Annotated in this window: 17 protein-coding genes, 2 tRNA genes and 1 pseudogene; 7 read left to right on the top strand and 13 right to left on the bottom strand. The window is 63.2% G+C overall.

Annotation, left to right across the window (positions count from 1 at the left end; translation table 11 throughout):
• Window positions 1-92: 92 nt before the first annotated feature.
• A complete protein-coding gene (locus B0G77_RS19680; protein WP_133663621.1) occupies window positions 93-1313 on the bottom strand; it encodes an MFS transporter in 1221 nt (406 codons plus the stop codon).
• Window positions 1314-1560: 247 nt separating this feature from the next.
• Here B0G77_RS19680 and B0G77_RS44355 point away from each other — a divergent pair.
• A pseudogene (locus B0G77_RS44355) lies at window positions 1561-1797 on the top strand (GNAT family N-acetyltransferase); the annotation flags it as partial.
• 97 nt (window positions 1798-1894) lie between these two features.
• Here B0G77_RS44355 and B0G77_RS19670 read toward each other — a convergent pair.
• Together B0G77_RS19670 and B0G77_RS19665 are read right to left on the bottom strand one after the other, a co-directional pair.
• Window positions 1895-1981 (bottom strand) — tRNA-Leu (locus B0G77_RS19670).
• Window positions 1982-2169: 188 nt separating this feature from the next.
• Window positions 2170-2256: transfer RNA gene (locus tag B0G77_RS19665), tRNA-Leu, on the bottom strand.
• 262 nt (window positions 2257-2518) lie between these two features.
• Between B0G77_RS19665 and rnr the strand changes: the two genes are divergently transcribed.
• From rnr to B0G77_RS43305, 5 genes are all read left to right on the top strand, one after another.
• Window positions 2519-4999 carry a ribonuclease R gene (gene rnr, locus B0G77_RS19660; RefSeq protein WP_133663620.1) on the top strand — a complete coding sequence of 827 codons (2481 nt, stop codon included), beginning with the start codon at window positions 2519-2521 and terminating at the stop codon, window positions 4997-4999.
• A 224-nt stretch (window positions 5000-5223) separates the two neighbouring features.
• A complete protein-coding gene (gene rlmB, locus B0G77_RS19655; protein WP_133663619.1) occupies window positions 5224-5973 on the top strand; it encodes a 23S rRNA (guanosine(2251)-2'-O)-methyltransferase RlmB in 750 nt (249 codons plus the stop codon).
• 54 nt (window positions 5974-6027) lie between these two features.
• On the top strand, window positions 6028-6879 hold the full coding sequence (locus B0G77_RS19650) for an N-acetylmuramoyl-L-alanine amidase (protein ID WP_133664206.1): 852 nt from the start codon (window positions 6028-6030) through the stop codon (window positions 6877-6879).
• 128 nt (window positions 6880-7007) lie between these two features.
• Window positions 7008-7703, top strand: coding sequence for a ribose-5-phosphate isomerase RpiA (rpiA, locus tag B0G77_RS19645; RefSeq protein WP_133663618.1), 696 nt, complete (start codon window positions 7008-7010; stop codon window positions 7701-7703).
• Between the two features lie 280 nt (window positions 7704-7983).
• Entirely contained in the window at window positions 7984-8220 is a 237-nt protein-coding gene (locus B0G77_RS43305) for a hypothetical protein (RefSeq protein ID WP_166656092.1), read from the top strand.
• Between the two features lie 73 nt (window positions 8221-8293).
• On the opposite strand, the gene B0G77_RS19640 is transcribed toward B0G77_RS43305, so the two are convergent.
• A complete protein-coding gene (locus tag B0G77_RS19640; RefSeq protein WP_208116438.1) occupies window positions 8294-9544 on the bottom strand; it encodes a glycosyltransferase family 4 protein in 1251 nt (416 codons plus the stop codon).
• A gap of 6 nt (window positions 9545-9550) precedes the next feature.
• Entirely contained in the window at window positions 9551-10717 is a 1167-nt protein-coding gene (locus B0G77_RS19635; protein WP_133663617.1) for a glycosyltransferase family 4 protein, read from the bottom strand.
• A gap of 335 nt (window positions 10718-11052) precedes the next feature.
• Here B0G77_RS19635 and B0G77_RS19630 point away from each other — a divergent pair, with 335 nt between their 5' ends.
• Window positions 11053-12306 (top strand): glycosyltransferase family 4 protein, encoded by a 1254-nt coding sequence (locus B0G77_RS19630; protein ID WP_133663616.1) that lies wholly within the window; start codon window positions 11053-11055, stop codon window positions 12304-12306.
• 391 nt (window positions 12307-12697) lie between these two features.
• Here the strand turns inward: B0G77_RS19630 and B0G77_RS19625 are convergent, their stop codons facing one another.
• From B0G77_RS19625 to B0G77_RS19590, 8 genes are all read right to left on the bottom strand, one after another.
• Window positions 12698-15085 carry a polysaccharide biosynthesis tyrosine autokinase gene (locus B0G77_RS19625; RefSeq protein WP_133663615.1) on the bottom strand — a complete coding sequence of 796 codons (2388 nt, stop codon included), beginning with the start codon at window positions 15083-15085 and terminating at the stop codon, window positions 12698-12700.
• A 25-nt stretch (window positions 15086-15110) separates the two neighbouring features.
• Window positions 15111-16382: a polysaccharide biosynthesis/export family protein gene (locus B0G77_RS19620; protein WP_133663614.1), complete on the bottom strand. Its 1272-nt coding sequence runs from the start codon at window positions 16380-16382 to the stop codon at window positions 15111-15113.
• Window positions 16383-16422: 40 nt separating this feature from the next.
• Window positions 16423-17379, bottom strand: a complete 957-nt coding sequence (locus tag B0G77_RS19615; protein WP_243751052.1) for a glycosyltransferase — start codon at window positions 17377-17379, stop codon at window positions 16423-16425.
• 18 nt (window positions 17380-17397) lie between these two features.
• Complete coding sequence (locus B0G77_RS19610; protein ID WP_133663613.1) at window positions 17398-18789, bottom strand: undecaprenyl-phosphate glucose phosphotransferase; 1392 nt, start codon at window positions 18787-18789, stop codon at window positions 17398-17400.
• Between the two features lie 9 nt (window positions 18790-18798).
• Window positions 18799-19533: a Crp/Fnr family transcriptional regulator gene (locus B0G77_RS19605; RefSeq protein ID WP_133663612.1), complete on the bottom strand. Its 735-nt coding sequence runs from the start codon at window positions 19531-19533 to the stop codon at window positions 18799-18801.
• 617 nt (window positions 19534-20150) lie between these two features.
• Entirely contained in the window at window positions 20151-22559 is a 2409-nt protein-coding gene (locus B0G77_RS19600; protein ID WP_133664204.1) for a glycoside hydrolase family 2 protein, read from the bottom strand.
• 147 nt (window positions 22560-22706) lie between these two features.
• Window positions 22707-23777 carry a DUF1839 family protein gene (locus B0G77_RS19595; protein WP_133663611.1) on the bottom strand — a complete coding sequence of 357 codons (1071 nt, stop codon included), beginning with the start codon at window positions 23775-23777 and terminating at the stop codon, window positions 22707-22709.
• Complete coding sequence (locus B0G77_RS19590) at window positions 23774-24805, bottom strand: amino acid--[acyl-carrier-protein] ligase (RefSeq protein WP_133663610.1); 1032 nt, start codon at window positions 24803-24805, stop codon at window positions 23774-23776. Before B0G77_RS19590 ends, B0G77_RS19595 begins: the two co-directional genes overlap by 4 nt.

Here is a 24805-nt window from a genome sequence, read left to right as displayed (position 1 = left end):
GCGGCTTGATGGACCGCCTGTTCTGGTGTGGCTGAGTCCGGCATTTAACCGGACTCGATCGGAGTGAAACCGCGTCTGGCGGATCGCGGCGATCAGTCTGCTGTCGCGACCTCTCTGGCGGACTGGGTCATATCGATGCCGCGGCGCTCACGGCTAAAGAGAATCAGGACCGCGATCACAACCGCAACAATGCCGATCACGGTTGCCATCACCGTCGCGTAGTTGTTGCCGTGTGCTTCGGCGACGCCTGCCTGGAGTGGTCCGTTGACCGATGCGATCAGGTTGCCGAGCTGGTACACGAGCCCCGGGAACGTAGCGCGGATTTCATCGGGCGAGATTTCGTTCAGGTGAACCGGAATCACGCCCCACGCACCTTGCACCGAGATCTGCATCAGGAACGCGCCGGCTGCGAGCAAGACCGGCGTCGACGAGAATGCCCAGAGCGGCAGCACCGGCAGCGAGATCAGCGCTGCGATGAAGATGGCGCGTCGGCGGCCGATCTTTTCCGATAGCGCGCCAAAGAACAGGCCGCCGACGATCGCACCGATGTTCAGCGTGATTGTGATCAACGACACCGTGTGCGCGTCAAACTCATGTTGCACGCGCAGGAACGTCGGATATAGATCCTGCGAGCCATGCGAGAAGAAGTTGAACGCGGTCATCAGCACGATCGAGTAGAGCGACAGCTTCACATTCTTCTTCAACGAGGCGATCAGGCCCGGGTGAGCTTTCTTCTCGAGCGTCTTGAAGGCGGGCGATTCGGGCACGTGCGCCCGGATGTACAGCACCAGCAGCGCGGGCAGCACACCGACGAAAAACATGCCGCGCCAGCCGATGTACTGGAAGAACAGGCCGAACACGACCGACGCGAGCAGATAGCCGCTCGGGTAACCCGCCTGCAGCAGGCCCGACACAAATCCACGCGATTTAGGCGGCACGGTTTCCATTGTCAGCGCGCCGCCGACGCCCCATTCGCCGCCCATCGCAATGCCGAAGAGGGCGCGAAGCACTAGCAGGGTGGTCAGGTTCGGCGAGAGGCCGGACAGCAGCTCAAGCAATGAGAAGCACGCGATGTTGATCATCAGCGTCGGACGGCGGCCGAACTTGTCGGCAAGCCAGCCGAAAATCAGGGCACCGAGTGGGCGCATGATCAAGGTCAACATGATGGCAAAACTGACCGACTTCACGTCGGTGCCGAATTCCGCCGCAATGTCTTTCAGGACGAATACCATCAGAAAGAAATCGAATGCGTCCAGTGTCCAGCCGAGATAGGCCGCAATCGTGACGTTTCTCTGTTCCCGGGTCCAGCTCATTTCATTGTTCTCCTTGTCTCCAGTATCCCGCCTTCATGCAGCAGGCCGCCTGAACATCCTTCGCATGCCCCGTGGGTGCGGGCTCCGAGCGAGTGTACGCCGAGCGTTAAGTGGTTGCATTGTTGAAACCGTTCAATCCGTAATAATCCCTGAGGTCCATGCTTTCTCTTCGAAAGATCAAGGGCCGTAATGTTGGCTATATGTAATTTATGTATTATTTGAAAGCGATTTATTGGATGATTTTTTGGTGATTTTTTATTGGTGCATTGCACCAGGATCTCGCGCTTTGGTTGAGCGCGGCGTGTCCGGCGCGCTTCAGGGACTGGATATCGCCGATCCCGAAGACGGCGCAGTATCCGATGTCGAAATCGGCTGGCCCCTTATAGGGGAAGCGTGGGGCAAGGGGGGTGCACGCGAAGCGACCGACCTGGTTGTCGTGCATGCGTTTGATACCGTCGGGCTACGGGATATCACCGCGGACATCGCGCACGGAAACGGCGATGCAAGCCTGGACGGAGCGCAGAAACAAAAAACCCCGCAGGCTGATCGCATTGCGGGGTGTCTTGTATTGCTCGAAACGGTGGTGCCCAAGAGAGGACTCGAACCTCCACGGTGTTGCCACCGCCAGGACCTGAACCTGGTGCGTCTACCAATTCCGCCACCTGGGCACGTTTCAAGCTAGACGGCTATTGTAGCGGGATGATGCAGCGTGTCAATTGGAACATGCAAATTGATTTGCGACTCACTGCCATCCGCTTTGCTGCACTGAGCTGGCATCTGGATTCAATCCTTCACGGCCCGATTGCCAAGTCTCACACAAAAAGAAAACCGCCCGAAGGCGGTTTTCTTTTGAATCTGGTGCCCAAGAGAGGACTCGAACCTCCACGGTGTTGCCACCGCCAGGACCTGAACCTGGTGCGTCTACCAATTCCGCCACCTGGGCAGGTGGGTGTGCAGCAAAGAACGCAATTATAGCGTTACGAACGATCGTGTCAAGTATTTCGAGAAGGTGCCGCTGCACGGCCTGTGCGCCATGTCCGGCGAGCCTGCAAGGGCCGCGTGGCGAGCGGGACGGGTGTTAGAATGCCCCGCAGAAGTTCGATGGCACGGTGCACAAACGCGCGAGGCAACCTGCACGAACCGGGTCAGGCAGTTTCAGCACAATGAAGCGCAGGTGCATCCAAAGGCATCACCGACCGACGTCCATGCAACGAGAAAAAATCATCGACAAGCCCTTGAGCAAATATCCCTATCCGATTCCGAGCCGTGAAGAAATTCTCGGCGTGCTGCGCACGGGCGAAACGCCGCTTGCTGCAAACGACATCGCCGAGGCACTGTCGATCAAGCGCCAGGAGCGCGAAGGTTTTTTCAAGCGCCTCGCGGCCATGGAGCGTGACGGACAGATCCGTCTCGACCAGCGCGGCCACTATCAGCTGACCCATCCGTCGAATTTCGTCGCGGGTCGCGTGCAGGGGCATCGCGATGGCTACGGCTTTCTTGTGCGCGATGACGGTCAGGACGATCTGTTCCTGCCCACCGGCGAAATGCAGAAGGTCATGCATAACGATCGCGTGCTCGCGCGCATCGTCGGGTATGACCGGCGCGGCCGGCCCGAAGGCCATATCGTCGAGGTGACGGACCGCGCTAACCGGCGCGTGATCGGCCGGTTGCTCAACGAGAACGGCGCGCTGATCGTCGCGCCCGAAGACAAGCGCATCGGCCACGACATCCTGATCACACAGAACACCAAGAAGGCGAAAGTCGGGCAGGTGGTCGTCGTGGAACTGACGGACTTTCCGAGCCGCCATTCGCAACCGCTCGGGCGCGTGGTCGAAGTGCTCGGCGACATCGACGATCCGGGCATGGAAATCGAAATCGCGGTGCGCAAGTATGGCGTGCCGTACGAGTTCAGCCAGGCCGCGCTCGACGACGCCGCGAAGCTGCCCGTTGAAGTCCGTCCGTCCGATATCCGCCATCGGATCGATTTGCGCGATGTGCCGCTCGTTACGATCGACGGCGAAGATGCGCGCGACTTCGACGATGCCGTCTACTGCGAGCCGGTCACTGTCGGCCGGGGTGAAGGTTTCCGCCTGATCGTCGCAATCGCCGACGTGTCGCATTACGTGCATCCCGATAGCGGCCTCGACGTCGATGCGATCGAACGCAGCACGTCGGTGTATTTCCCGCGCCGTGTGATTCCGATGCTGCCGGAGAAGCTGTCAAACGGGTTGTGCTCGCTCAATCCGCAGGTCGACCGTTGCGTGCTGGTGTGCGACATGGTCATCACCGCCCGCGGCGAGATCAAGGCGTACCAGTTCTATCCGGGCGTGATGCATTCGGCGGCGCGGCTCACCTATACGGAAGTCGCCGCGGTGCTGGCCAACACCAAAGGTCCGGAGGCCGCACGTCGCGCGGCCTTGCTGCCCCAACTGCAGAACCTGCACGGCGTGTACAAGTCGCTCTTCACCGCGCGCCAGAAGCGCGGCGCGATCGATTTCGATACGACCGAGACGTACATCGTCTGCAACGCGCAGGGCAAGATCGAACAGATCATTCCGCGCACGCGCAACGACGCGCACAAGCTGATCGAAGAATGCATGCTGGCCGCGAACGTGTGCGCGGCCGACTTCATGAAGCGCAACAAGCATCCGGGCCTGTACCGCGTGCACGCAGGCCCCACGGCCGAGAAGCTCGAAAATCTGCGTACGTTCCTGCGCGGCATGGGTCTGACGCTCGGCGGCGGCGAGACGCCTCACGCGAGCGACTACGCCGCGCTGATGGCGCAGATCCGCGACCGGCCCGACGCGCAGATGCTGCAGACGATGTTGCTGCGTTCGATGCAGCAGGCGGTCTACAGCCCGGAGAACATCGGCCACTTCGGTCTCGCGTACGAGGCGTACGCGCACTTCACGAGTCCCATCCGCCGCTATCCCGACCTGCTGACGCACCGCGCGATCTACGCTGTCCTGCAGGGGCGCAAGTATCAGCCGAGCGCGCCGCATGGCGTCACACTGAATACCGCGCTGTCGCCGCGCGCCCGCGCGATGCAGCAGGCCGATGACGAGAAGCGCAGCCGCAACCGCTCGAACACGGCGATCTGGGAAGAGCTCGGCCTGCACTGCTCGGCGAACGAGCGGCGCGCGGACGAAGCCTCGCGCGACGTCGAAGCGTGGCTCAAGTGCTACTTCATGCGCGACAAGCTCGGCGAAGAGTATGGCGGCATGGTGAACGGCGTGACGTCGTTCGGGATTTTCGTGCAGCTCGACGCGCTCTTTATCGAGGGCCTTGTACACGTCACCGAACTGGGCTCCGACTACTTCCAGTACGACGAGATCAAGAACGAACTGCGCGGCGAACGCACGGGCATTCGCTATCGTCTGTCGGATCGCGTGCGTGTGCAGGTGAGCCGCGTCGATCTCGATGCGCGCAAGATCGATTTCCGTCTGGTGCGCGATACGCCCATCAAGTCGCCGACGAGCCGGCCTTCGCTTGCCGACAAGTCGGCTGGCGAGAGTGGCGGTCCGCGTGTGCGGTCGCTGCCGCCAGTCGAAGGTGGCAAACGCAAAAAGGCCGCGCCCGCGCAAACCGCGGCAGTCAAGGAAGCGCGCGCAGCGCGCGGCGCCGCGAAGAAGCACGGCGCCGCGGCGAAGCCCGCATCGAAGACCCAGGCACGCAAGAAGCGTTGACACTCCCGGTTCAAGCCCGGCTGACGCCTGGCCGATGGCCTGGTTCGGTCTGAAGGGTTGAAGCAGTATGCAGCGCGCAGCCGGCATATCGAATGCTGGTTGCGCGTTGTCCGTTTTCGGCAGTTTGTCGGCCAGTTTGTCAGTCAGACACGCATCTCAACGTGCGATAACAGGCGCGTTCAACAGCGCATCGCAGATTCGCTCAATCAAAGGTTGTTTCAGTCATGGCACGTCTCAAGGTTCTCTATGGTTTCCACGCGGTGACCGCACGTCTGCGGCACGATGCGTCGACGGTCGAAGATATTTATTACGACGCGACGCGCAAGGATCGCCGGATGACGGAATTCCTGCACGTGGCGAAAGAAGCCGGCGTGCGCCTGATCGCCGCCGATGAAACGCGGCTGTGGGGACTCGCGCATACCGAGCGCCACCAGGGCGTCGTCGCACGTGCGGGGGATCTGCCGCTCGCGCAGAATCTCGCGGAGCTGCTCGACGGGATCAACGGGCCGGCGTTGCTGCTGGTGCTCGATGGCGTGACCGATCCGCACAACCTCGGCGCATGTCTGCGGGTTGCCGATGCCGCGGGCGCACATGCGATCATCGCGCCGCGCGATCGCGCGGTCGGGCTCAACGCGACGGCCGCGAAAGTGGCGAGTGGCGCCGCCGACACCGTGCCGTACATCACGGTCACCAATCTGGCGCGCGCGCTGCGCGAACTGAAAGAGGCCGGCGTGTGGGTAGTCGGCACCTCGGATGACGCGCCGAAGAGTCTGTACGACACGAAGTTCGACGGTCCCGTTGCGCTCGTGATGGGTGCTGAGGGCGAAGGCATGCGCCGCCTCACGCGCGATACGTGCGACATGGTGATGCATATTCCGATGGCCGGCAGTGTCGAGAGCCTGAATGTGTCGGTGGCGAGCGGGGTATGCCTTTACGAGGCCGTGCGGCAGCGTACGGCGCTCACGAAGACCTGAGGCATCTGCATTCTTCGCAGCATGAACTTCACCGAAACAGGTCGCGTGCACGCGATGCGCGTCGGGGCTTTCGCACTCGTTGCGCTGCTGGCGGCCGCGTGTTCGACCACCGCGGTCGACCGCGGCAACTACATCGCCGATTCGCGCTATCAGGCGCAGAACGTCGATTCGCGCGTGCGTTTCCTGGTGATGCACTACACCGAGATCGACGAGGCGCAATCGTTGCGCGTCCTGACGACCGAAGGCGTCAGCGTGCATTACGTCGTCCCGGACGCCCCGCAGTTGAGGAACGGCAAGCCGGTCATCTGGCAGCTCGTGCCTGAGTCGCAGCGCGCGTGGCATGCGGGCGTCAGCTACTGGCAGGGCACGACGGAACTGAACGCGGCATCGATCGGTATCGAGAACGTCAATCTGGGCCCTGTCGACACGCCGCAGGGCCGCAGCTGGCAGCCCTATCCGCCCGCGCAGGTCGATGCGCTGATCCGGCTCGCGAAGGACATCGTCACGCGCTACAACATTCCTCCGACGCGCGTGGTCGGTCACAGCGACATCGCTCCGCAGCGCAAGATCGATCCCGGCCCGGTGTTTCCGTGGAAGCAGCTTTATGATGCAGGTGTCGGCGCATGGCCGGATGCCTCGGTGGTCAGCGCGCATCTCGCGGGACGCGACCCTTCGATGCCAGTCGACATCCGCGGCCTGCAGCAGAAGCTTGCCCGCTATGGCTACGAGACCGCCACCGACGGTGTGCTCGACGAGCGGACGAAGCGCGTATTCGCCGCGTTCCAGATGCATTTCCGCCCACGCGACTACACGGGCAATCCGGACGCGGAAACCGATGCGATCGCTCAGGCGCTGCTGGATAAATACATGCCGAAGGAGGGCGGCGAGACCCCATCCGCGCCTTAAGGCCACACTCGCGTTGATTGCCGCCGATGGCAGCAGGCGCTGCGCCATTTTTGAGCGCTGGCCCGATAAACCGGGCCGACCCGCCCGACTCCGGTAAACTTGCGATTTTCCGCTTGTCTGCACTTCCCATGACCCAAGACGAACTCAAACAACTGGTCGGCCAGGCCGCCGCCGACTATGTGAACGCCAACGTGCCTGAGGGCTCCGTGATCGGCGTCGGCACTGGCTCGACAGCCAACTGCTTCATCGACGCGCTCGCCGCCACGAAAGCGCGCTATCGCGGCGCGGTGTCCAGTTCCATCGCCACGACCGCGCGTCTGCAGTCGCACGGCTTCAAGGTATTCGACCTGAACGAAATCGACTCGCTGCCGGTGTACGTCGACGGCGCCGACGAAATTGACCCCACTGGCGCAATGATCAAGGGCGGTGGTGGTGCATTGACACGGGAGAAGATCGTCGCGTCGGTTTCGGACGTGTTCGTCTGCATCGCCGACGCCACGAAGCGTGTCGATGTGATGGGCGCGTTTCCTTTGCCCATCGAAGTCGTGCCGATGGCACGCACCGCAATCGGCCGCCGCGTGACGGCGCTGGGCGGGGTGCCAGTCGTGCGCGTGACGAAGGACGGCTCGCCCTTCATCACCGACAACGGCAACGAGATCATTGACGTGAAGGGTTTGCGGATCACAGACCCGCGCGCGCTCGAGACCGAAATCAACGCGTGGCCCGGTGTCGTGACCGTGGGCCTGTTCGCCGGTCGCGGCGCCGATCTGTGCCTGCTAGGCACGGATACCGGTGTCGAGACGATCAGGTACGGCAGGAACTAGCCACCCTCGACCGGACGGCCGTATCGGTTTGTCCGGTGACCGTCTGAGTCGGCGCCGCACTGCACATCGCAGGCGGCGCCGTTTTTCATTTCAAACGAAGCGGGAAAGCGAAATTTTGTCCGAAAGTCCATATCCCGTTCGGTATAAAACGAAAAAACTTCCCGCTCAAAAAGAGATGGCTATCAGACGCTGGATTTAGGAAAAATCTCCTTCTGTGTGCATATTCCATCCGCTACGCTTTGGCTGTTCATGTTGAAAGCGAAAGGGGGAACGATTGACCATGCAAAGCAACCTCAGGCGTGCTCTCGACATTGCCTATGAGCGCATGAGGCGTCCGTCGCCCGCGCCGATCGCTTTTACGGGCAGTTATGGACTGTGTCTCGGCATCATCATGGGTGCCCAGGCCTGCAACGGACTCACCGACGAGGAAGTCGCCAACGAGCGTGCGTACCTGGCGATGCTCGCTGCGCTGCATGACATGCAAACGGGCGGCCGCGGCGGTTCGCTTGCGCGCTGAAGTCGGCGTCTCTTGACCCGATCGCAAGCGGAATGCTCACGTCGCACGCGTGATGGCACTGTCACCCGCTCGATCAGCGTGCGACGCTGGCGATGGCGTTCGTCATCTGCGTCAGGTAAGCTTCAAGAGAAAAATGCCGTTTCACATCGATGAGTGCCTGGCTGGCTAGACGTTGCGCGAGATCCGGCTCTGCGCGCAGCGTTTGCACCGCATCGACCAGGGCGGCGGCATTGTCGGGTTCCACGAGCCAGCCATTCTTGCCATGCCGTACGATTTCCATCACGCCGCCGGCTGCGGATGCGATGACCGGTCGACCAGCGGCCATCCCCTCGATGATCACGCGGCCGAATGGCTCGGGCACGGTCGACGTATGCAGGATTACGTCCATGGCCTTCATCCACGCTGGCGCGTCGTCGTGGAAGCCCGCGAAATGCAGGCGGTCTTCGATACCTAGCCGGGCGGCCTGGGCGCGCAGCGAGATCACATAGGCCTCTTCGCCAAAGAGCGCCGCGCCAACCAGCACGAGGTGCACGTCGGGTAGCTTTGCCAGTGCATCAAGCGCAACATGCTGGCCCTTCCACGGCGAGAGCCGGCCGAAGAGGCCAGCGAGATAGGCAGTCTCCGGCAGACCGAGACGCTTGCGCAACGCGCCGAGATCGGATGCATCGATGCTGCGGAAGACGTCCATATCGACACCGTTATGCACGACTGGCACCGACTCCGGCGCGCATTTCGCGAGCTCGACGAGTGAAAAAGCGGACGCCCGTGAATTGGCGATCACATGGTCCACCGCGAGACGCGTCAGCCATTTGACGATGAGCCTTTGCACGGGGCCGAAGTGCTCGGCCGACAGGATATCGTGCAGATGCCAGACGATCCGCTTGCGATGCAGCGGCTTGCCGAGTGCGCCGAGGACGAGCGCCTTCTGCGTATTCAGGAACAGGACATCAAACGATCTGGCGCGGTGTGCGATCGCGCGGGCCTGCCGGATGATGCCGGGTAGCGCCATCAGCCAGCCGACGCGCACCGCGTCCTTGCTGATGCGGGACACGCGGGCGTCGCACGTCAGTTCGACCTGAACGCCCAGCGACTCCAGCCGTTTGCGGAACGGTCCGTCCGCGAGCAGCAGAACTTCACGTCGTGCGGTCCAGCTAGACGCAAGCGGCAACAGGCAGAGTTCGGCGCCGCCGAGCTGTCCGCTCTGATCGACGAATAGCACGCTCGGAGGCCCCCTGAGACTCGAGGTGTCGGCTAAGTCGACGGCGGGCCTCGCAGCCGGTGTGGCGACGAGGACCTGTGCGTTGACGGACGCAGGTGAAGTCATCGCGGATTACTCCATTTTCACGCGTGCACGGTCAGGTATGTAAGGCGCCGTCCGAACCGCATTCTGCGCCGCGATTGTCCGCATCACTTCCATCATGAACGAGCGACGGAAAACGGCGGGTGCGAAGCGCTCAGCGTTGGCGCGGCAAGCCTGCGGTGTGAAGAGCGCCGCCTGCTGTTCGAACAGCTCGATCGCAGCCCATAGCGACGGCAGGCTTTGCTCCGTGAAGTGAATGCCGGTCGGATTCGGCTCGCCGGGCGGGATGATCGTTTCCTGCGCGCCGCCGCGGCCATAGGCGATCACGGGCGTTCCGCATGCCTGCGCTTCGAGCGGCGCAATGCCGAAGTCTTCCTCGGCGGCAAACAGGAAGGCTCGCGCGCGCTGCATGTGGTCCTTCAGGACATCGAATGGCTGGTACCCGAGAATCGTGACGTTAGGTCCCGCCTTGGCACGAATCAGCGACATCTGCGGGCCGTCCCCGATCACGACGAGGTGTCGCTCGGGCATCGCCGAAAACGCTTCGACGATCAGATCCATGCGTTTGTAGGGGACCATGCGCGACGCGGTCAGATAGAAATCTTCCTTGCCGGCGCGCATCTCGAAGCCCTGGACGTCGACCGGCGGCGGCACCACCGACGCTTCGCGACGGTAGGTCTTCATGATTCGCCGCGACACGAAATGCGAGTTGCAGATCAACTGGTCGACACCGTTCGCCGAGTGCGTATCCCAGTTGCGCAGATAGTGCAGCAGCGCGCGGGCTGCCCAGGAGCGCGGGCCGCGCGTCAGATGGGCTTCGCGTAGATATTGATGCTGCATGTCCCAGGCGTAGCGGATGGGCGAGTGCACATAGCTCACATGCGTCTGATCGGGACCAACCAGCACGCCCTTGGCCACGGCATAGGAACTGGTGATGATGAGGTCATATCCGGCCAGATCGAACTGTTCGATGGCGAGCGGCATGAGCGGCAGATATCCGCGATAGCGGCGCTTCGCGAACGGCAGATGCTGGATGAACGACGTGCGTACAGGTTTTCCGCGCACGAGCGACCTGTCCTCGAGAAAGTCGACGAGGCTGAACAGATCGGCGTCCGGAAAACATTCAATGATCTGTTGAAGTACTTTTTCAGCACCGCCAGAGACGACGAGCCAGTCATGCACGATGGCCACTTTCATGACGTTGACTCCCCCTCTCTCTGCGCAGGAACATCGGACGTAGGGTACGGGGGATGGGGGCGGCGTTCTGTGCGGACGGACACACACAAGGCGACGCATGGTGCTGCGGCCGGCGCTCAGTGATCAGGCTCAAGGTGCTCGCCGAAGCGCTTCGCCGTCCGCTGACATAACCGCGGTAGCGGCCATTTCTTTCAACCGGGTGTGCGCGAAGGAAATGAGTATAGCTATCCGAAAGGATTGTGTCAGGCTGGGTAAGTGCGGATAAGCACACTTGACTGCTGCGTGCGGCGAAATAATAGGTAGCCAATAACTAAAGATTCCAGAGCGCGACCAACATGAGCACATCTGACCTTTCCCGCGCGCAAATGATGTCGCGCGGCGCCGCAGCTACCGCGATCATCGACGACATTCACGCGCCGTCCGCGACAGTCATCACGCCAAGTGTGCTTTTCGTCGATCAGAGCGGACAGCTCGGCGGCGCGGAGTTTTCGATGTTGCCCCTTGCGGTGGCATGGGTTGCGCGCCGCGAGGTGCTGCTGTTGTCGGACGGCCCCTTCCGGTCCCGGCTCGAATCGCAGGGCGTCAAGGTTCACCTGACGCTCGACCACGGCGTCTCGCGGATCAGGAAAGAGGGTGTGCGGCTGGGCTGGCTGGGCACGCTGCCCGGCATCGTCCGGCAGGTCCGTGCCATCGCGCGGCAAGCGGAAGACTTCGATGTCCTGTTTCTCAACACGCAAAAGGCGCTTGTGCTCGGCGCGCTCGGCAAGCCGTTGCATCGCAAGCCCATCATCTGGCATCTGCACGACATCATGTCTCGCGAGCATTTTGGGGTGATGCAGCGGCTCATGGTGAAGTGGCTCACGCGCTACGCGGTTGACGGCATCATCGCCAATTCACACGCGTCGGCGGCGTCGCTCGTTGCCTTGACAGATTGCCGTCCCGAGGCCGTTCCGGTCGTGCACAACGGCGTGGACGTGCGGGAATTCAGTTCGGTCGATGCGGATGACATCGGTACGTTGCGCCGACGTCTCGGACTTCCCGAGGGTGTCTATCTGGCGGGCCTGTTCGGACGGCTCGCGCCGTGGAAGGGGCAGCACATCGCGCTGGAAGCGTTGGCGCGGATGCCGGATGTGCATCTGGTACTCGTCGGCTCGGCGCTCTTCGGCGAGCAGCGTTATGCCGAGTCGCTGCATCGCCAGGCGGCGCGCCTTGGCGTCGCTGACCGGGTGCACTTTGCCGGGTTTCGTGACGACATGCCGGCCTGGATGAAAGCCGTCGACGTCATTCTGCATACGTCAACCGAAGCCGAACCGTTCGGTCGGGTGATCATCGAAGGAATGGCGGCTGGTCGGCCGGTGATCGCCGCGGCAGCGGGTGGGGTGGTCGAGATCGTGCGGCATCGCAAGAACGGCTGGCTCGTCGAGCCGGGAATGCCGGCCCTGCTGGCCGAGGCAATCGAAACCCTGCGCGCCGCTCCGGAACTCGCACAACGCATCGCGGATCAGGCACTCAACGATGTCATGCAGTACTTCTCGCTCGATGGCTACCTTGCGCAGATGAAGCGCGCGATGGTTGCCGTGACTGGCTGAAGTCCCTCTCTTCCCGGGTTGCATGGAGCCGCACAACGTGGAGTTGGCGCGGCTTTCCGCGTTGCCGCTCACCAGGGCCTGTTCACGCTAATAGCGGCCAGCCCCGCGAAGGTTTTTCTAATCAGGGGAACGTGCCTTTCCGGCCACATCGCGGCGTCGGGCGTCGCTTGTCCCCCAAGGGGACTTCCTTCGGGGCGTCTGGCTCGGCCAAACGGCGCTCATTGCTCCTTGCACTGCGGGCGGAAAGGCACGTTCGCCAGCCCGTTATTAGCGTGAACAGGCCCTGGCAGACTTCCTGAAACGAGAGAGCAGACCCCGCCTGGCAAGCGTACCGGCATGCGGCCGGCGGACACCATCGAGGTTCGATGCTGCCCGCCGGCGAGCCCAGGATTTACTGCACGACGTCCGGATCGACCGAGGAGTAGGCGTACGCGTACGTGTAGTCGGCCGAGGCATAGCGGCCATTGCGCTTGAGCGGGATCGCGTTGATGACGCCACCGATCGTCCGCGCATGTGCGCGGCGCAGCTTTTTCAACGATTCGTCAATTTCGCGTTCGGTGTGGGCGCCCGCGCGGATGACCAGCACCGTGGCCCCGGCGATGTTCGCGACGATCGCAGCGTCCGCTACCGCGAGCAGGGGCGGCGTATCCACGATCACCAGATCGAACTGTTCGCTGAAGCGTTCAAGTGCTTCGCTGAACCGGCTTGACGTCAGGATTTCGGACGGGTTCGGCGGATAGGCTCCGGCCGCGATGAAGTGCAGTCCGTCGACGCCTGTGGCGCGTGCCGCAACGTGCAGGTCAACCTGACCGGTCAGCAGTTCGGTGAGGCCCCCGTTCGGGGAGCGGCCGAAGTACTGTGCGAGGCGCCCGCGTCGCAGATCGGCGTCGATCAGCAGGACGCGCTTGCCCGATTCGGCGAACAGCGCGGCGAGGTTCGCGCACAGGAAGCTCTTGCCGTCGGACGGCGCCGGACTCGTGAATGCGACGATGCGGTTCGGCGTGTCGATGAGCCCGAATTGCAGCGTGGCGCGCAAGCCTCTGAGACCTTCGACCGACAGGTCGAACGGATGCGTTTTCGCGAGCAGTGAGCGGATCGGCGCGCTCGACGCGGGAACCACGTTGCGCGCGGCTGCGGGTGTCGATGCCGAAGCCGCGACGGCCTCGGCGTGCTGCAGCGGCCGGAACAGGCGTGCGACACCGGTTGGCAGCGCTGGTAACGCGCCGGGTCGGCGTGCTCCGTCAGGCAAAGCCTTGCGGCTGCTTCCGGCCAGCAGCGTGTCGCCGCGCACCTGTTCGGCGCTGACCGGAATGGCGCCGAAGATCGGCAACTGGAAGCGCCGTTCGGCCAGTTCGGGATCCGATACGCCGGTAAAGAACGTGCGACGGCAGAAAGCCACCCCGACGCCTGCAATGATGCCGAGCACGACACCCGCCGAGATGATCATCGCACTCTTCGGTTTCACCGGCGCGGACGGCAGCAGCGCCTCGTCGAGAATGTGCGCGTTGCCGATCATGCCGGCCCGCGTGATCGACAGTTCCTGGGTCTTGTTGAGCAGCGCGACGTAGATTTCTTCAGCCACCTTGGCGTCGCGTTGCAGCGACATGGCTTCGCGCTCCGAGCCAGGCAGCGTTTTGAAATGCTCTTCAAAACGTGCCTTTTCGCGCGACAGCGCGGCAAGTTGTGCGTCGATCGTCTGGACCTCACCGCTGTCCGGAGTAAAGCGTTGCAGAAGTTCGGCTCGCGCAATGCGCAGGTTGGCGATCTGCTTTTCATATTCCAGGCCGCCAGACAGGAACACGGCGGCCTCCTGGGTTGGCTGGAACGAACCGACCCGTGCCTGATATTCCGAGAGCGCGGTTTCGGAGCGTTTGAGTTCCTCGCGCAGCCGCGGCAGTTCGCTGTTCAGAAAGCTCAGCATCTTGCTTGCTTCTTCCTGCGCGCGTTCGGTTCGCTGCTGCATGTACGATCTCGCGACCGCATTGGTGATCGCCGTGATCTCCTGCGGATCGACACCCATGTAGGAAAGCTGAATGATGCCAGTGTCGTGGCCCTTTTCTATGACCCCCAAGCCGCCCGCCAGCCCTTGCACGGCATCGAGCTGGTTCGCGCGCTGGACGAAGAACTCCGTTCCCGGGCGGGCGACGAGACGGTTGACCAGCAAGGACACCCCGTTCGCCTCGGCAAGCTGGCCTGCGGTGCCGGTCAGCAGCTCGCGGCCGTGGTCGTCGGTCAGCTCGAAACGGCCGTAGCCGAGCGCGCGCAGCGTCAGCGTCACGCCCTCCAGAGCCTTGGGTACGTTGATCGACTCGACGCTGAACTCTTCGCCGCCCCATGCATAGGAACGCATGCCGAACCAGGCGGGCATCGGGTGTCCGGGGCGGGCGAACAGGCTCGACAGACCGCCGAGCACCGGCATCGTATTCGGCCAGGCACCGAAGTTCAGCTTGAACTGTTCGACGACCGGCTCGACGACTGCACGGCTTTTGATGATCTCGATCTCCGCGTCGGTGCGCAGGGCGCTGCCGGACGTCAGCGACGCCAGCGCGGACCCCGCTGATGATGGGCCGGTAGCGGGTGGATCGACCTGCAGCAGGGCATCGGCTGAATAGATGTGCGTGGCCATCTTCGCGTACAGCACCGACGCGAGGATGACGGCGCCGGCGATGCCGAGCACGAGCCAGATCTGCTCGCGCACGAGCCGGACAAGGTCACGCATGACCTCGTCCTCGTCGCCTCGCAGTGTCGGCGAGATATCCGCGTTGTCATAGGTACTCATTTTATTTTCTCTCGCTAGCCGTAGGTTATTGCGCCAGTTGTTTGGTGAAGAAGAGCGTCTGCAGCGATGGCGTGATCAGGTCGAGCAACCGGTTAAAGCGCGCGGAATCCGCAATCTGGACATACACGATATCGAGCGGCTGAAGATCGAACCGGGTCATGAGCACCAACGCGTCGACCTGCGTCATGTCGAGACGGAACACGTCCGGCTGGACGACTGAGGTCGTCATCTTTGCGCCGACCGGTACCGCTTTCGGGCTGGAGCCGGGGCCGGGGGATGGCGGCTGGATACCGCGGATCACATAAATGAAATGCGGGTCGGACGTCTTGTTATCGACGCTGCCGGAATTGGCAATGGCATCGGCGAGCGTCAGTTTGCCGCGGTTCATCGGCACGGCCGCGGGCTTGCTGATCTCACCCAGCACGAACACGCGGCTGTTCGTCCGGTCAGGCACGTCGACGATGTCACCGTCCTCGAGCACGACATTCTGCTGGACATTGCCCGTTTCGAGGACTGACGCGACGTCGACCTGATAACGCTTGCCACCGCGCGTGACACCGACATTCTGCAGGTCGGCATCACTGTTCGCGCCGCCCGCCCGGTTGATCGCGTCGATGATCGACAGCGGCACATCGGTGAGGGCCTGCGCCTGCGGGAGCTTCACGTCGCCGAGGATCTGTGCCTGCTGGCTGTTGAAGCCGGTCACGCGAACGTCGAGCTGGGGATTGACAATCGTTTTGCGCAGGCCGTCTGTCAGGAGACGCTGGACTTCCTGAGGGGACTTGCCAGCGACCTTGATACGGCCGACTCGCGGGAAAAACACCGTGCCGTCCGAAGCTACGCGCAGTGTCAATCCGCCAGGCTCTACGCCACCAGACGATGTCGCGCCCCCTGCGGTTGCGCCGCCACCCGTCCCGCCGCCACCCGTCCCGCCGGAAGGCAGCGGCGGAACGCCGGCAGTGCCTGTGCTCCCTCCGCCGCCTTGGGAAGTCAGCTCGGGATGATCCCAGACGATCACCTGCAACTGGTCGTTGACCCCGATCCTGTAAGCATGTGACGCGCGGGACTGCGGCGTCAGGCAGGTGAGCGGACACGGCGCCGGTGGCGCGACTTCAGGCGGGTTTGCCTGGAAGTAGGCCACGTCGATGGGCTGGACCTCGAAGGTCGCCGGTGCCGCGGCAGGCTGCGCCGGCGGCTTCTCGGTCAGGCGGCTCTTGTCGAGAAAGCCGCCAGGCGAGAGCGAGCAGGCGCATAAGGAGATCGCTACGAGCCCCGTACAAATCGTTTTAAACATCATGGTTATGGTCCCTCGCGTTACACGAAGCGCTGTGATGCTGTCAGCGCCTTGCTTCCTGCCAGGCTCCGCGCATCGCGCGCAAGCCGATCCACCATTTACGCAATGCAATTTCTGGTGCAACGCCGCTGAACGCCAGGGTTATCGCGCGGGCAAGCCCCGGATCCGCGCGATTGCCGATCAACGTCGAATACGCGACAAACGCCCACCTGCCCGGTCCCGACAGGTGTTCGCAAATGATGAGCCGCAGGTTGAACGAAGCGTTATAAAACGCAACATGGTTGAAACTGAAGCGCTGGTCTTCGTCACTGCGCGGCGCCGGATAGTGCTCGACGAGAATCGACGGGTCGTAGACCAGTGCCCACTTGCGCCTCAATACATCGAGGCTGTACTCCATTTCACAGTGCACCTGCGCGCCGTTGCCGCGCAGCCGCTCGTCAAAGCGCAGTCCTTCGACAGCCTCGCGGCGGAACGCCATATTGACGCCCTTGAGCACATGTACCCGACGCGCCTTGCCGCAGCCGATGTGATGGTTGCCGACCGGGCGCCCGTACCAGCGAACGAGTCCCACGTTTCGTCGCGCCCCTTCGAGGATCATGCCGTTCTGATGCACGATGTCGCGTCCGCCGACACCGCCGATGCCGGGGTCGGACAGAAATGTTTCGATGAGGCGCTGTGTCCAGTCAGGATGAGGGGCGGCGTCGTCGTCGGTGAAGCAGATGATGTCGCACGTTGCGGCATCGAGGCCGCGGTTGTAGGCCGCGACCACGCCGGGTCGCGTCACTGGCGCGACCTGCAGCCCCTGCGTGCCACGCCCTCGCGCGCGTTGCTGCAGAAAGGCCTGGGTTGCATGGTCATCCGGACGCGCGACCACGATCACTTCGTCGGCCGGCCGAAACTGTTCGTCGAGCGCCGCCAGACAGCGAGCGAGATCAACCTGCCGGCGATAGGTCGGCACGATCACTGATACGCGCAGTGCAGCTTCAAGCTCTGTATTCACCCCACGCCCCCGCAGGTTTTAATACGCGTTGCGTCCGACGAAACCCTTCAGCAGGGTGATCAGCACGATCTTCACGTCGAACCAGAACGACCAGTTGTGGATATAGAACAGGTCGAACTTCACCCGCGCTTCCATCTTCTCGATCTTCGCCGTCGCACCGCGATAGCCGTTCACCTGTGCCCAGCCGGTGATGCCCGGTTTGATGCGATAGCGATGCATGTAGCCATACACCAGATCCTTGTAAAGGTCGTCGTGTTCGAGCGCATGCGGGCGCGGACCCACGACCGACATCTGTCCAATCAGCACGTTGTAGAACTGCGGCAGTTCATCGAGGCTCGTGCGACGCAGGAACGCACCCAATTTCGTCACCCGTGCGTCGCCTTTTCTCGCCTGCGTGAGATTGCCCGCTTCCTCGTGATGCACCGTCATCGAACGGAACTTGTAAATTCCGAACGGCCGGCCATCGATGCCCTTGCGCATCTGTGTGAAGAACACCGGGCCAGGCGAGGTCGTCTTGATCGCCACCGCAATAACGGCGAAAAGCGGTGCAAGTATGATGAGCACCGCTAACGCGAAGAGACGATCAAACACTATCTTCGGCCACAACTGCGGCGAAGGGTGTGGGGCACCGCACAGATTGATGGTGGGCAGGCCCAGCACTTCGACAAGCGAATGACTGAACAGCGTCATGCTGCGCGTATCGGGAATGAAACGCAGATTGATGAAGTCGTTCTGGAACGCCCGCGTGAAGCGATAGATCGTGCGTTCCTCCGAGAGTGGCAGCGCCAGCCACACTTCGTTGATATGTTCTTCGCGCACCTTCGCCACGAACCCGTCCATGTCGCGGAGGACGGGCAGCTTGCTCATGCGCGCGATGATATCGGGCGAGGCCTCGCCGGCCTGCGTCGTATCGAAAACGCATACCGGTTTGAACCCTGCGTGCGGAGCGAGTTCGAGATGGGACAGCAGCGTGCGCGTGAAGCCAGGCGTGCCGACCACGGCGACGGTACGATAGTTCAGGCCATGCCGCCGCGCCGTGCGCAGCATCAGATGCGCGATGCACTTCGTGGCGACGATCAGTGCGCCGGAGATCAGCGTCGAGTAGCCGAACCACAGGCGCGACACAGCGTCCATCCGGTGCAGCGTGAAGACCAGCACGAGACTCGTCGTGACCACGGCGAACCACGCCAGCACGACGCGCCCGAGCATCGCAGGCAGCGACTTGCCGCGCCAGGTCTCGTAGAAGCCGAACATGGGGAACAGGAGCAGCACCAGAACGCAGTTGAATGCGATCAGGAGCCGCTCGTCGTCAGCCAGTTCGTACCCCGTCGCGAAGCGTAGCCGGTGGGCGATCAGTGCCCCCGCAATCACGAAGAGCGCATCGAGGCAGCGCGCGGTGTTTCTGAACATGGCCGTCCTCTAACTGACGGCTTCAGCTTGATGCAGGCGCGGCAGCAGCCGGTCGAATTCACGCTTCACGAGGCCATAGCACTCGCACGCACGCGCTTCGAGACCCTTGCGGTCCAGCACACGGATGTGACCGCGGCTGTGATGGATCAGGCCGTCGCTATGCAGCTTGCCCGCGGCTTCCGTGATGCCTTCACGACGCACGCCCAGCATGTCCGCGATGAGCTGCTGCGTGACGGCGAGGTCGTCGGTGGCGACACGGTCGATCTCGATCAGGAGCCACCGGCACAATTGTTTGTTGAGCGAATGATGGCGGTTGCAGGCTGCCGTCTGCGCGACCTGAGTGAGGAGGGCGTGCATGTAGAGCAGCATCAGGCGGCGCATGAAATCGGAGCGGGCGAAATGGGCCTTCAGCGCCTGCGCGGTCATCCGGTAAGCGAAGCCGGCGCATTGCACCTGCACGCGGTTCGGCATCGTTTCGCCGCCGGTCAGGACGGGTACGCCCGTCATGCCTTCGCGGCCGACTGCTGCGATCTCGACCGAGCCGCCATCTTCCATCGTATAGAGCAGGGAGATGATCGCGGTGGTCGGAAAGTAGACGTGGTGAATGCGCTGTCCCGAGTCGCACAGCAACTGCTCGGTGCGCAGATGAACGAGTTCGAGATGGGGAGCCAGCGCCTGCCACTCATGGGACGGCAATGCGCCGAGCAAATGGTTGCCGTGCAGATCGGATTGAAGGGTGAGCATGATCGGTCCTCGCGCGAAGCCGCGCGTTACGCGGCTTCTTTTTTTTAACCCAGTGCTGTGTCCCGTGATAGCTGTCGCCTGGTGAGCGGCTAGGAGTACGCAGTACCGGCCCCGTGTAGCCTCGCGCTTTCCGCATTGATCGAGCTGGTTTGCGTCGGCGCTGGATGTTGCGCCTCTCATTTAGCGAGGAGCATGCCAGCGGGACCGAAAATGAACGCTGGTGCGGCGCAGCGATGGACGCGATCTTGTGGCGTGAGGCAAAACGTGCATTTTTGTTTCAATTCTGTACATCGTCCCGGACGGGCAAGCGAAACAGCGACGACATTTGTGATTGCGCCAAGTCCTTGATCGGATTGGGTTCGTGGCGTCAGCAAACGATTGGCGCGGCAGCGGATCGAGCATGAGACGCCCCGTCGCGACAGCCCTGACGAACCAACAGTGGCTGTACCGGAATTGATTCAGAAGTGGTTCATGGTCTTCGTGTGCTACCGCACGGATCGCTTTTTTGGGGAACGAGGACCGATGCCAGGCGGCAAATGTGTCGGGACGACACCAACGGTGAAGGCACAAGTGTTGGTGCGCATCCTGACGCCGCGAGGTGCTTGATTGCGTGGCGATCAGCGGTAGAAGACGGGGGCGGCTGAATTGATCGCCCGCACTTCGCCGTCGGGTGCTGCGGTTGTTTCGCCCGCGTTGAGCGGCAGCAGCGTGATCCTGACCGGACGGTTGGGCGGCAGATGAAACCAGTCGCGGCCTGCGCGGTAGTGCGCATCCGCAATATGGACGAAGCGTGCGAAACGGCGCGACTCGATGACGAGCTGCCAGCCGTGCGGCATGGCTTCAGGCGTGGCGGTGAGGCCGAGGTCATGCCGTTCGAGCGCATGGCGCTGCGGCAGATGGAACGCTTCCGAGCAGATCGTTCCGCTTGCCGGATCGCGCAGCGTGGCAATCGTTACATCGTGTGCGCGCGGGCCGAAGCGGTACGCACAGGTGAAATCGAAGAACTGCCCGAGGCAGTCCGCCGCCGGGATGCACTGCGTGCTGTGCGGCAGCAATTCGACGGCGCGGGTGGCCGACACGACGTTGACGGTGCCATCGCGCAGGCAGACGAGATCCAGCTGCAACGATAACGTATCGGCTGTCTCATTGATCAGATGCAGATCGAGGCCGTTCAGCCCTTCGTCGATGATGACGACCTGGATGGGTTGCAGCACCTGCGAAAGGGCGTGCCAGGCGCTTTTAGGGCGTCCCAGCGCGTCGATGAGGCCCCAGCCCGCACCGGCCTTCAGGTCCTGAAGCTGCCAGACGAGACCGCCGCCGCACGGCGAGCCGTGGCGGCGCCATTCAGCGAACACGTCGGTCATCAGTTCGGCAATCACCGCGCGCGACAGATCCAGGTAACGCCGCGGATCTTCATAGCGCAACCGCGCCGGTTCGATTCCGTAGAGTGTATGCAGGTAGTGGTCGCGCACGTCGTCGAAGTCCCAGCCGGCGCCTGGGTCGCGCGGCACGGCGGCCTTCCAGCGCGGATCGTGCAGATGGATCGTGCCGGTTGCGTCGTGCAGCGTGGCGTCGTCGGGGACGTTCGCGAACGCGAGACATTCGGCGGCGAAACGGACCTGCGAGCGGCGCACGTCATCGAGCGGTCGTTGATACGCACCGACGCCGTAGTAGTGTGTGATGCCGGTGCGCGTCGAGAACGGCCAGACGCCGCCGGACGGCGAATTGCTCACATAGGGCACGTCCGGACGTTCGCGCTCGACGATGCCAGGCAGGCGCTCCGTGAAGAGCGGTTGCGCGCGCATCGAAGTGGGCAGGCCGAACATCGCCGCCTGCTGGTCGACTTCGCTGCCGCCGCACAGTACCGCGAGCGACGCGAAACGCCGTGTGCGCGCGAGAAACTGCGTCGCTTCGCGGGTGATGCTCGCGACGAAGTCGTCGTCGGTCGGATAGTCGAAGTTCGCGAAGGCGAAGTCCTGCCACACGAGCATGCCGTATGCGTCGGCGAGCCGGTAGAACGTGTCCGACTCGTACACCATCGTGCCGCCCACACGCAGCATGTTCATCCCCGCATCGCGTGCGAGCGAGAAGGTCTGTGCGAGTTGTTCCGGCGTGCCGGCGAGCGTCGCGAGATCGGCGCTCGTCCAGCAGGCGCCGCGGCAGAACACCGGCGTGCCGTTGACAAGCAGGGTAAAACCATCGCCATCGGCGCCGCGTGCGACATCGATCGAACGAAAGCCGACGTCGCCGAGCGCGAACGATTCGCCGCCAAGCTGCAGCGCTACGGCGTGCAGTTTCGGCACACCATGCGTGTGCGGCCACCACCGCTCGGCGTAGGGCAAACGTAACGAACCGCTGAGCGTGTGCGCATCGGTCCACTGAAGAGACGAACGGACGTCCCCGCAATTTAACGACGCGGATGTCGTGTCGGCGTGCGGATGGACAAAACAGATCGTTACAGAAACGATACCGTCGTCGCCGTCCAGATGGGTGCGCAGGTCGACGGTGTCGAATGCGTGGGGCGCGCTGCCTAGCAGTTCCACGGGGCGCCACGGACCGACCGCCTGCAACGGCGGACACCAGCCCGGCATGTAACCGAGCAGCGTCGTGCGGACGTTGCGCAGTGTCGGCGGCGTGACGAGTCGCGGCCGCCAGCGCGCACGCGAACGACGCGCGGCGAGCAGAGGCGCGAGCGAACGGAAGCACAGCGAGAGCGTAGCTTCACCACTCAGTTCAAATTCGACGTCGTGCGCGACGAACATCGAATCGGACATGAGGAGCTTCTGGTCGTCGAGCCAGACCTCGGCAAGCGTAGCAAGACCGTGCAGACGCAATCGCTGCGTACCGTTGCCCGCAAGCGGCAGGCGGTACCAGTGATCGTCGAACGCAAAGGGCGGCGGCCGTTCGGAATCGAGCTTACCCGCAGAGCGCCACGCCGACGCGACCGTGCCCGGCACCGGAGCCACCAGCCAGCCGTCGGCGGGTAACGCGGACGGCAAGGCGCACGCGCCGGCCTTCGTCGTCACGCACTGCCAGCCGTGCCCGAGGGGGCGCGGCCAGACACCGTCCGCATGCGTGCCGCCGGTCGGGAACTGCTCACGGGCGCCGTGCGGCGCAAGATCAGAGCGGTCGTTCAACAAGGCTCGCACGGTGAATTCCGACGATGCATCGCATCACAGCGCAAGCGCGGCGAGCGGCGGCAACGTGTCTTCATAGGCTGCTTCGAGCACGTCGAAGCAGTCGTCGCACGTATCGCGGCGACCGCGCGCCATGGCCCGCACGAGGCGGAACTGCATCACCATCGCCTCCGATGCGATCGTCTGCGCCGACGCGGGAATCGTATCGGGCATCGCGAAACCCTGGGCCTTGAGCCACAGCAGATACTTCGACAGAAACTCGAAGTTTGCGCCGAGCTGCCGCATCAGGTTGAACGAATAGGGATGGAAGAACGGCTCGCCGCGTTCGAGCAGCATGTCCAGATGGGCCGGAAACGCGGTCCGCCATTCCGTAACGGGATTGCGCAGCGGCCGGCGCGCCAGATGCGCGCACAGCAGGTCCGCCGACGCTTCGGCGAGGGCGGTGCCTTCCAGGGCCGGGCGTACCTGCTTGGCGAACTCGACATAAGGGAACAGCAGGTCGGGCTTGCCCGCGAACTGCGGCAGCTTGCGGAACACGCCGTCGTAGTCTTCGCCGTCCAGCGTGTGGTAGCCGGTATTGTGGAAATAGCCGAGCCGCCGCGCGGACGGATCGATGAAGTCGATGCCCACCGTCGTCTTCGGGTGTTCGCGGCGATACGAGGTGGCGCGCGTGTTCGGCAGATAGTAGCCGTCGACTTCGACGAGCACCGTATGGCCGCGCAGCGTTTGCGCGAGCACGCGGTCTTCGAGCGAATCGTAGATCGCAAGCTCCTGCACCTGCGTGCCGTACAGGCGCTCGATATCTTCGAGCGGAAACTTGAAGAAGGTGAACTGATCGCCTTCGAAGTCCTGCGTCACGGTAAAGCCGAACGCCGCGCGCGGATCGAGGCCGAAGCCGTGCAGCAGTTCGATCCAGAGGTCGACATAGCAGTTGGTTTCCTGCCAGACCCGGTCACCCTGATGCAGTGCGTGCGACGCATGATCGCGCGCCGGGCGGGCGGGCACGATGACCGGGCTCACCGGCGCGAGGGTCCCGGCGAAAGCCGGCGCAGGCGGTGGCGCGGCCACCGCCGGGTTGTTCCAGACGGTCGTGAGCGGCGAGTTCATACGGCCCCTCCAGCCAGACCGTGAGCGACACGCGCCTTCGTATCGCCCCACAGCAGCGCGCGTACATCGTCAGGCCACGCGTTCACGTCGAGCCCGTGATGACGGAACAGCGCAAGCGTGATCCGCTCCATGCCGAAGCCCACGCAGCCGGTATGCGCGACGGACCCGTCCTCGCATTCGATCTTCCAGATCGCGCCGAAGTGGTCCATGTGATAGTTGAACGACAGGCACGCGGTCTTGCTTTGCGCATTGGCGACCGGGATCAGCAGCTCGAACTTGAGCGCCTGCGCGCGCTGGCTGTCGGCGATGATCTTGCCGCCGCGGCCGAAGAACGGATCGTTGGCGAGATCGACATCGACCGGCAGCTGCAGCAGCGTGACGAGCAGCGATCCGCGTTCGATCCACATCTGGCGGAACGCCATCACCTGTTCGGCGTTGCCGAGGCGCACGTATTCGCGTTGACGGAACATTTGCATGCGCGCCGGATCCAGCGACGGTTCGTGCCGGAAGCAGTACGACAGCACGTCGATGGTCCGGCCATTGGCAGGCATCGGCCCGCGCCTCGCCATTACCGGATAGATCGGATAGCACGCGGCCGGCGTCAGCACGACGCGGGTCGGTTTTTGCTGCGACATCCATTCGGTGTCGCGGTCGTCGTCGCTTCGCTCCATCGCATCGTCGAGGCAGCGCAACAGGCGTTGCTGACCGGCATCATTGCCGCAGAAAGAGTGGATCGTGCCGGCGAGATCCGGAAAGCTCTTCAGGTACTCGCTGTCCTCGAAATCGGTGCGGCGCATCGCGGGCGGGAAACGCAGCACTTCAGGCTGCTGGTCCGCGCCGAGATGCGTGATCGCAACGTTGAGGCGGTCGACGACGTCTTCGAACACCTGGCTGCGGCCATACAGACCGTTTTCACCGGTATCGATCAGGATGCCTTTTGCGAGCAGTTCATCGCGAAAGGTCGGCGCGGCCGGTGTCTCGTCGGGATTCGCTGCCGCCAGCGCTGCCGTGTCGGTCATCGTGTTCAT

It is taken from the genome of Paraburkholderia sp. BL10I2N1, assembly GCF_004361815.1.
Lineage (GTDB): Bacteria > Pseudomonadota > Gammaproteobacteria > Burkholderiales > Burkholderiaceae > Paraburkholderia.
Note: the sequence above shows the minus strand (reverse complement) of the source record. Positions and strands in the feature narration are given on the sequence as shown.

Excerpts from the sequence above, each read along its gene's own strand:
- B0G77_RS19680 (WP_133663621.1), bottom strand. The coding sequence starts at position 1,313 with ATGAGCTGGACCCGGGAACAGAGAAACGTCACGATTGCGGCCTATCTC.
- rnr (WP_133663620.1), top strand. The coding sequence starts at position 2,519 with ATGCAACGAGAAAAAATCATCGACAAGCCCTTGAGCAAATATCCCTAT.
- rlmB (WP_133663619.1), top strand. The coding sequence starts at position 5,224 with ATGGCACGTCTCAAGGTTCTCTATGGTTTCCACGCGGTGACCGCACGT.
- B0G77_RS19650 (WP_133664206.1), top strand. The coding sequence starts at position 6,028 with ATGCGCGTCGGGGCTTTCGCACTCGTTGCGCTGCTGGCGGCCGCGTGT.
- rpiA (WP_133663618.1), top strand. The coding sequence starts at position 7,008 with ATGACCCAAGACGAACTCAAACAACTGGTCGGCCAGGCCGCCGCCGAC.
- B0G77_RS43305 (WP_166656092.1), top strand. The coding sequence starts at position 7,984 with ATGCAAAGCAACCTCAGGCGTGCTCTCGACATTGCCTATGAGCGCATG.
- B0G77_RS19640 (WP_208116438.1), bottom strand. The coding sequence starts at position 9,544 with ATGACTTCACCTGCGTCCGTCAACGCACAGGTCCTCGTCGCCACACCG.
- B0G77_RS19635 (WP_133663617.1), bottom strand. The coding sequence starts at position 10,717 with ATGAAAGTGGCCATCGTGCATGACTGGCTCGTCGTCTCTGGCGGTGCT.
- B0G77_RS19630 (WP_133663616.1), top strand. The coding sequence starts at position 11,053 with ATGAGCACATCTGACCTTTCCCGCGCGCAAATGATGTCGCGCGGCGCC.
- B0G77_RS19625 (WP_133663615.1), bottom strand. The coding sequence starts at position 15,085 with ATGAGTACCTATGACAACGCGGATATCTCGCCGACACTGCGAGGCGAC.
- B0G77_RS19620 (WP_133663614.1), bottom strand. The coding sequence starts at position 16,382 with ATGATGTTTAAAACGATTTGTACGGGGCTCGTAGCGATCTCCTTATGC.
- B0G77_RS19610 (WP_133663613.1), bottom strand. The coding sequence starts at position 18,789 with ATGTTCAGAAACACCGCGCGCTGCCTCGATGCGCTCTTCGTGATTGCG.
- B0G77_RS19605 (WP_133663612.1), bottom strand. The coding sequence starts at position 19,533 with ATGCTCACCCTTCAATCCGATCTGCACGGCAACCATTTGCTCGGCGCA.
- B0G77_RS19595 (WP_133663611.1), bottom strand. The coding sequence starts at position 23,777 with ATGAACTCGCCGCTCACGACCGTCTGGAACAACCCGGCGGTGGCCGCG.
- B0G77_RS19590 (WP_133663610.1), bottom strand. The coding sequence starts at position 24,805 with ATGAACACGATGACCGACACGGCAGCGCTGGCGGCAGCGAATCCCGAC.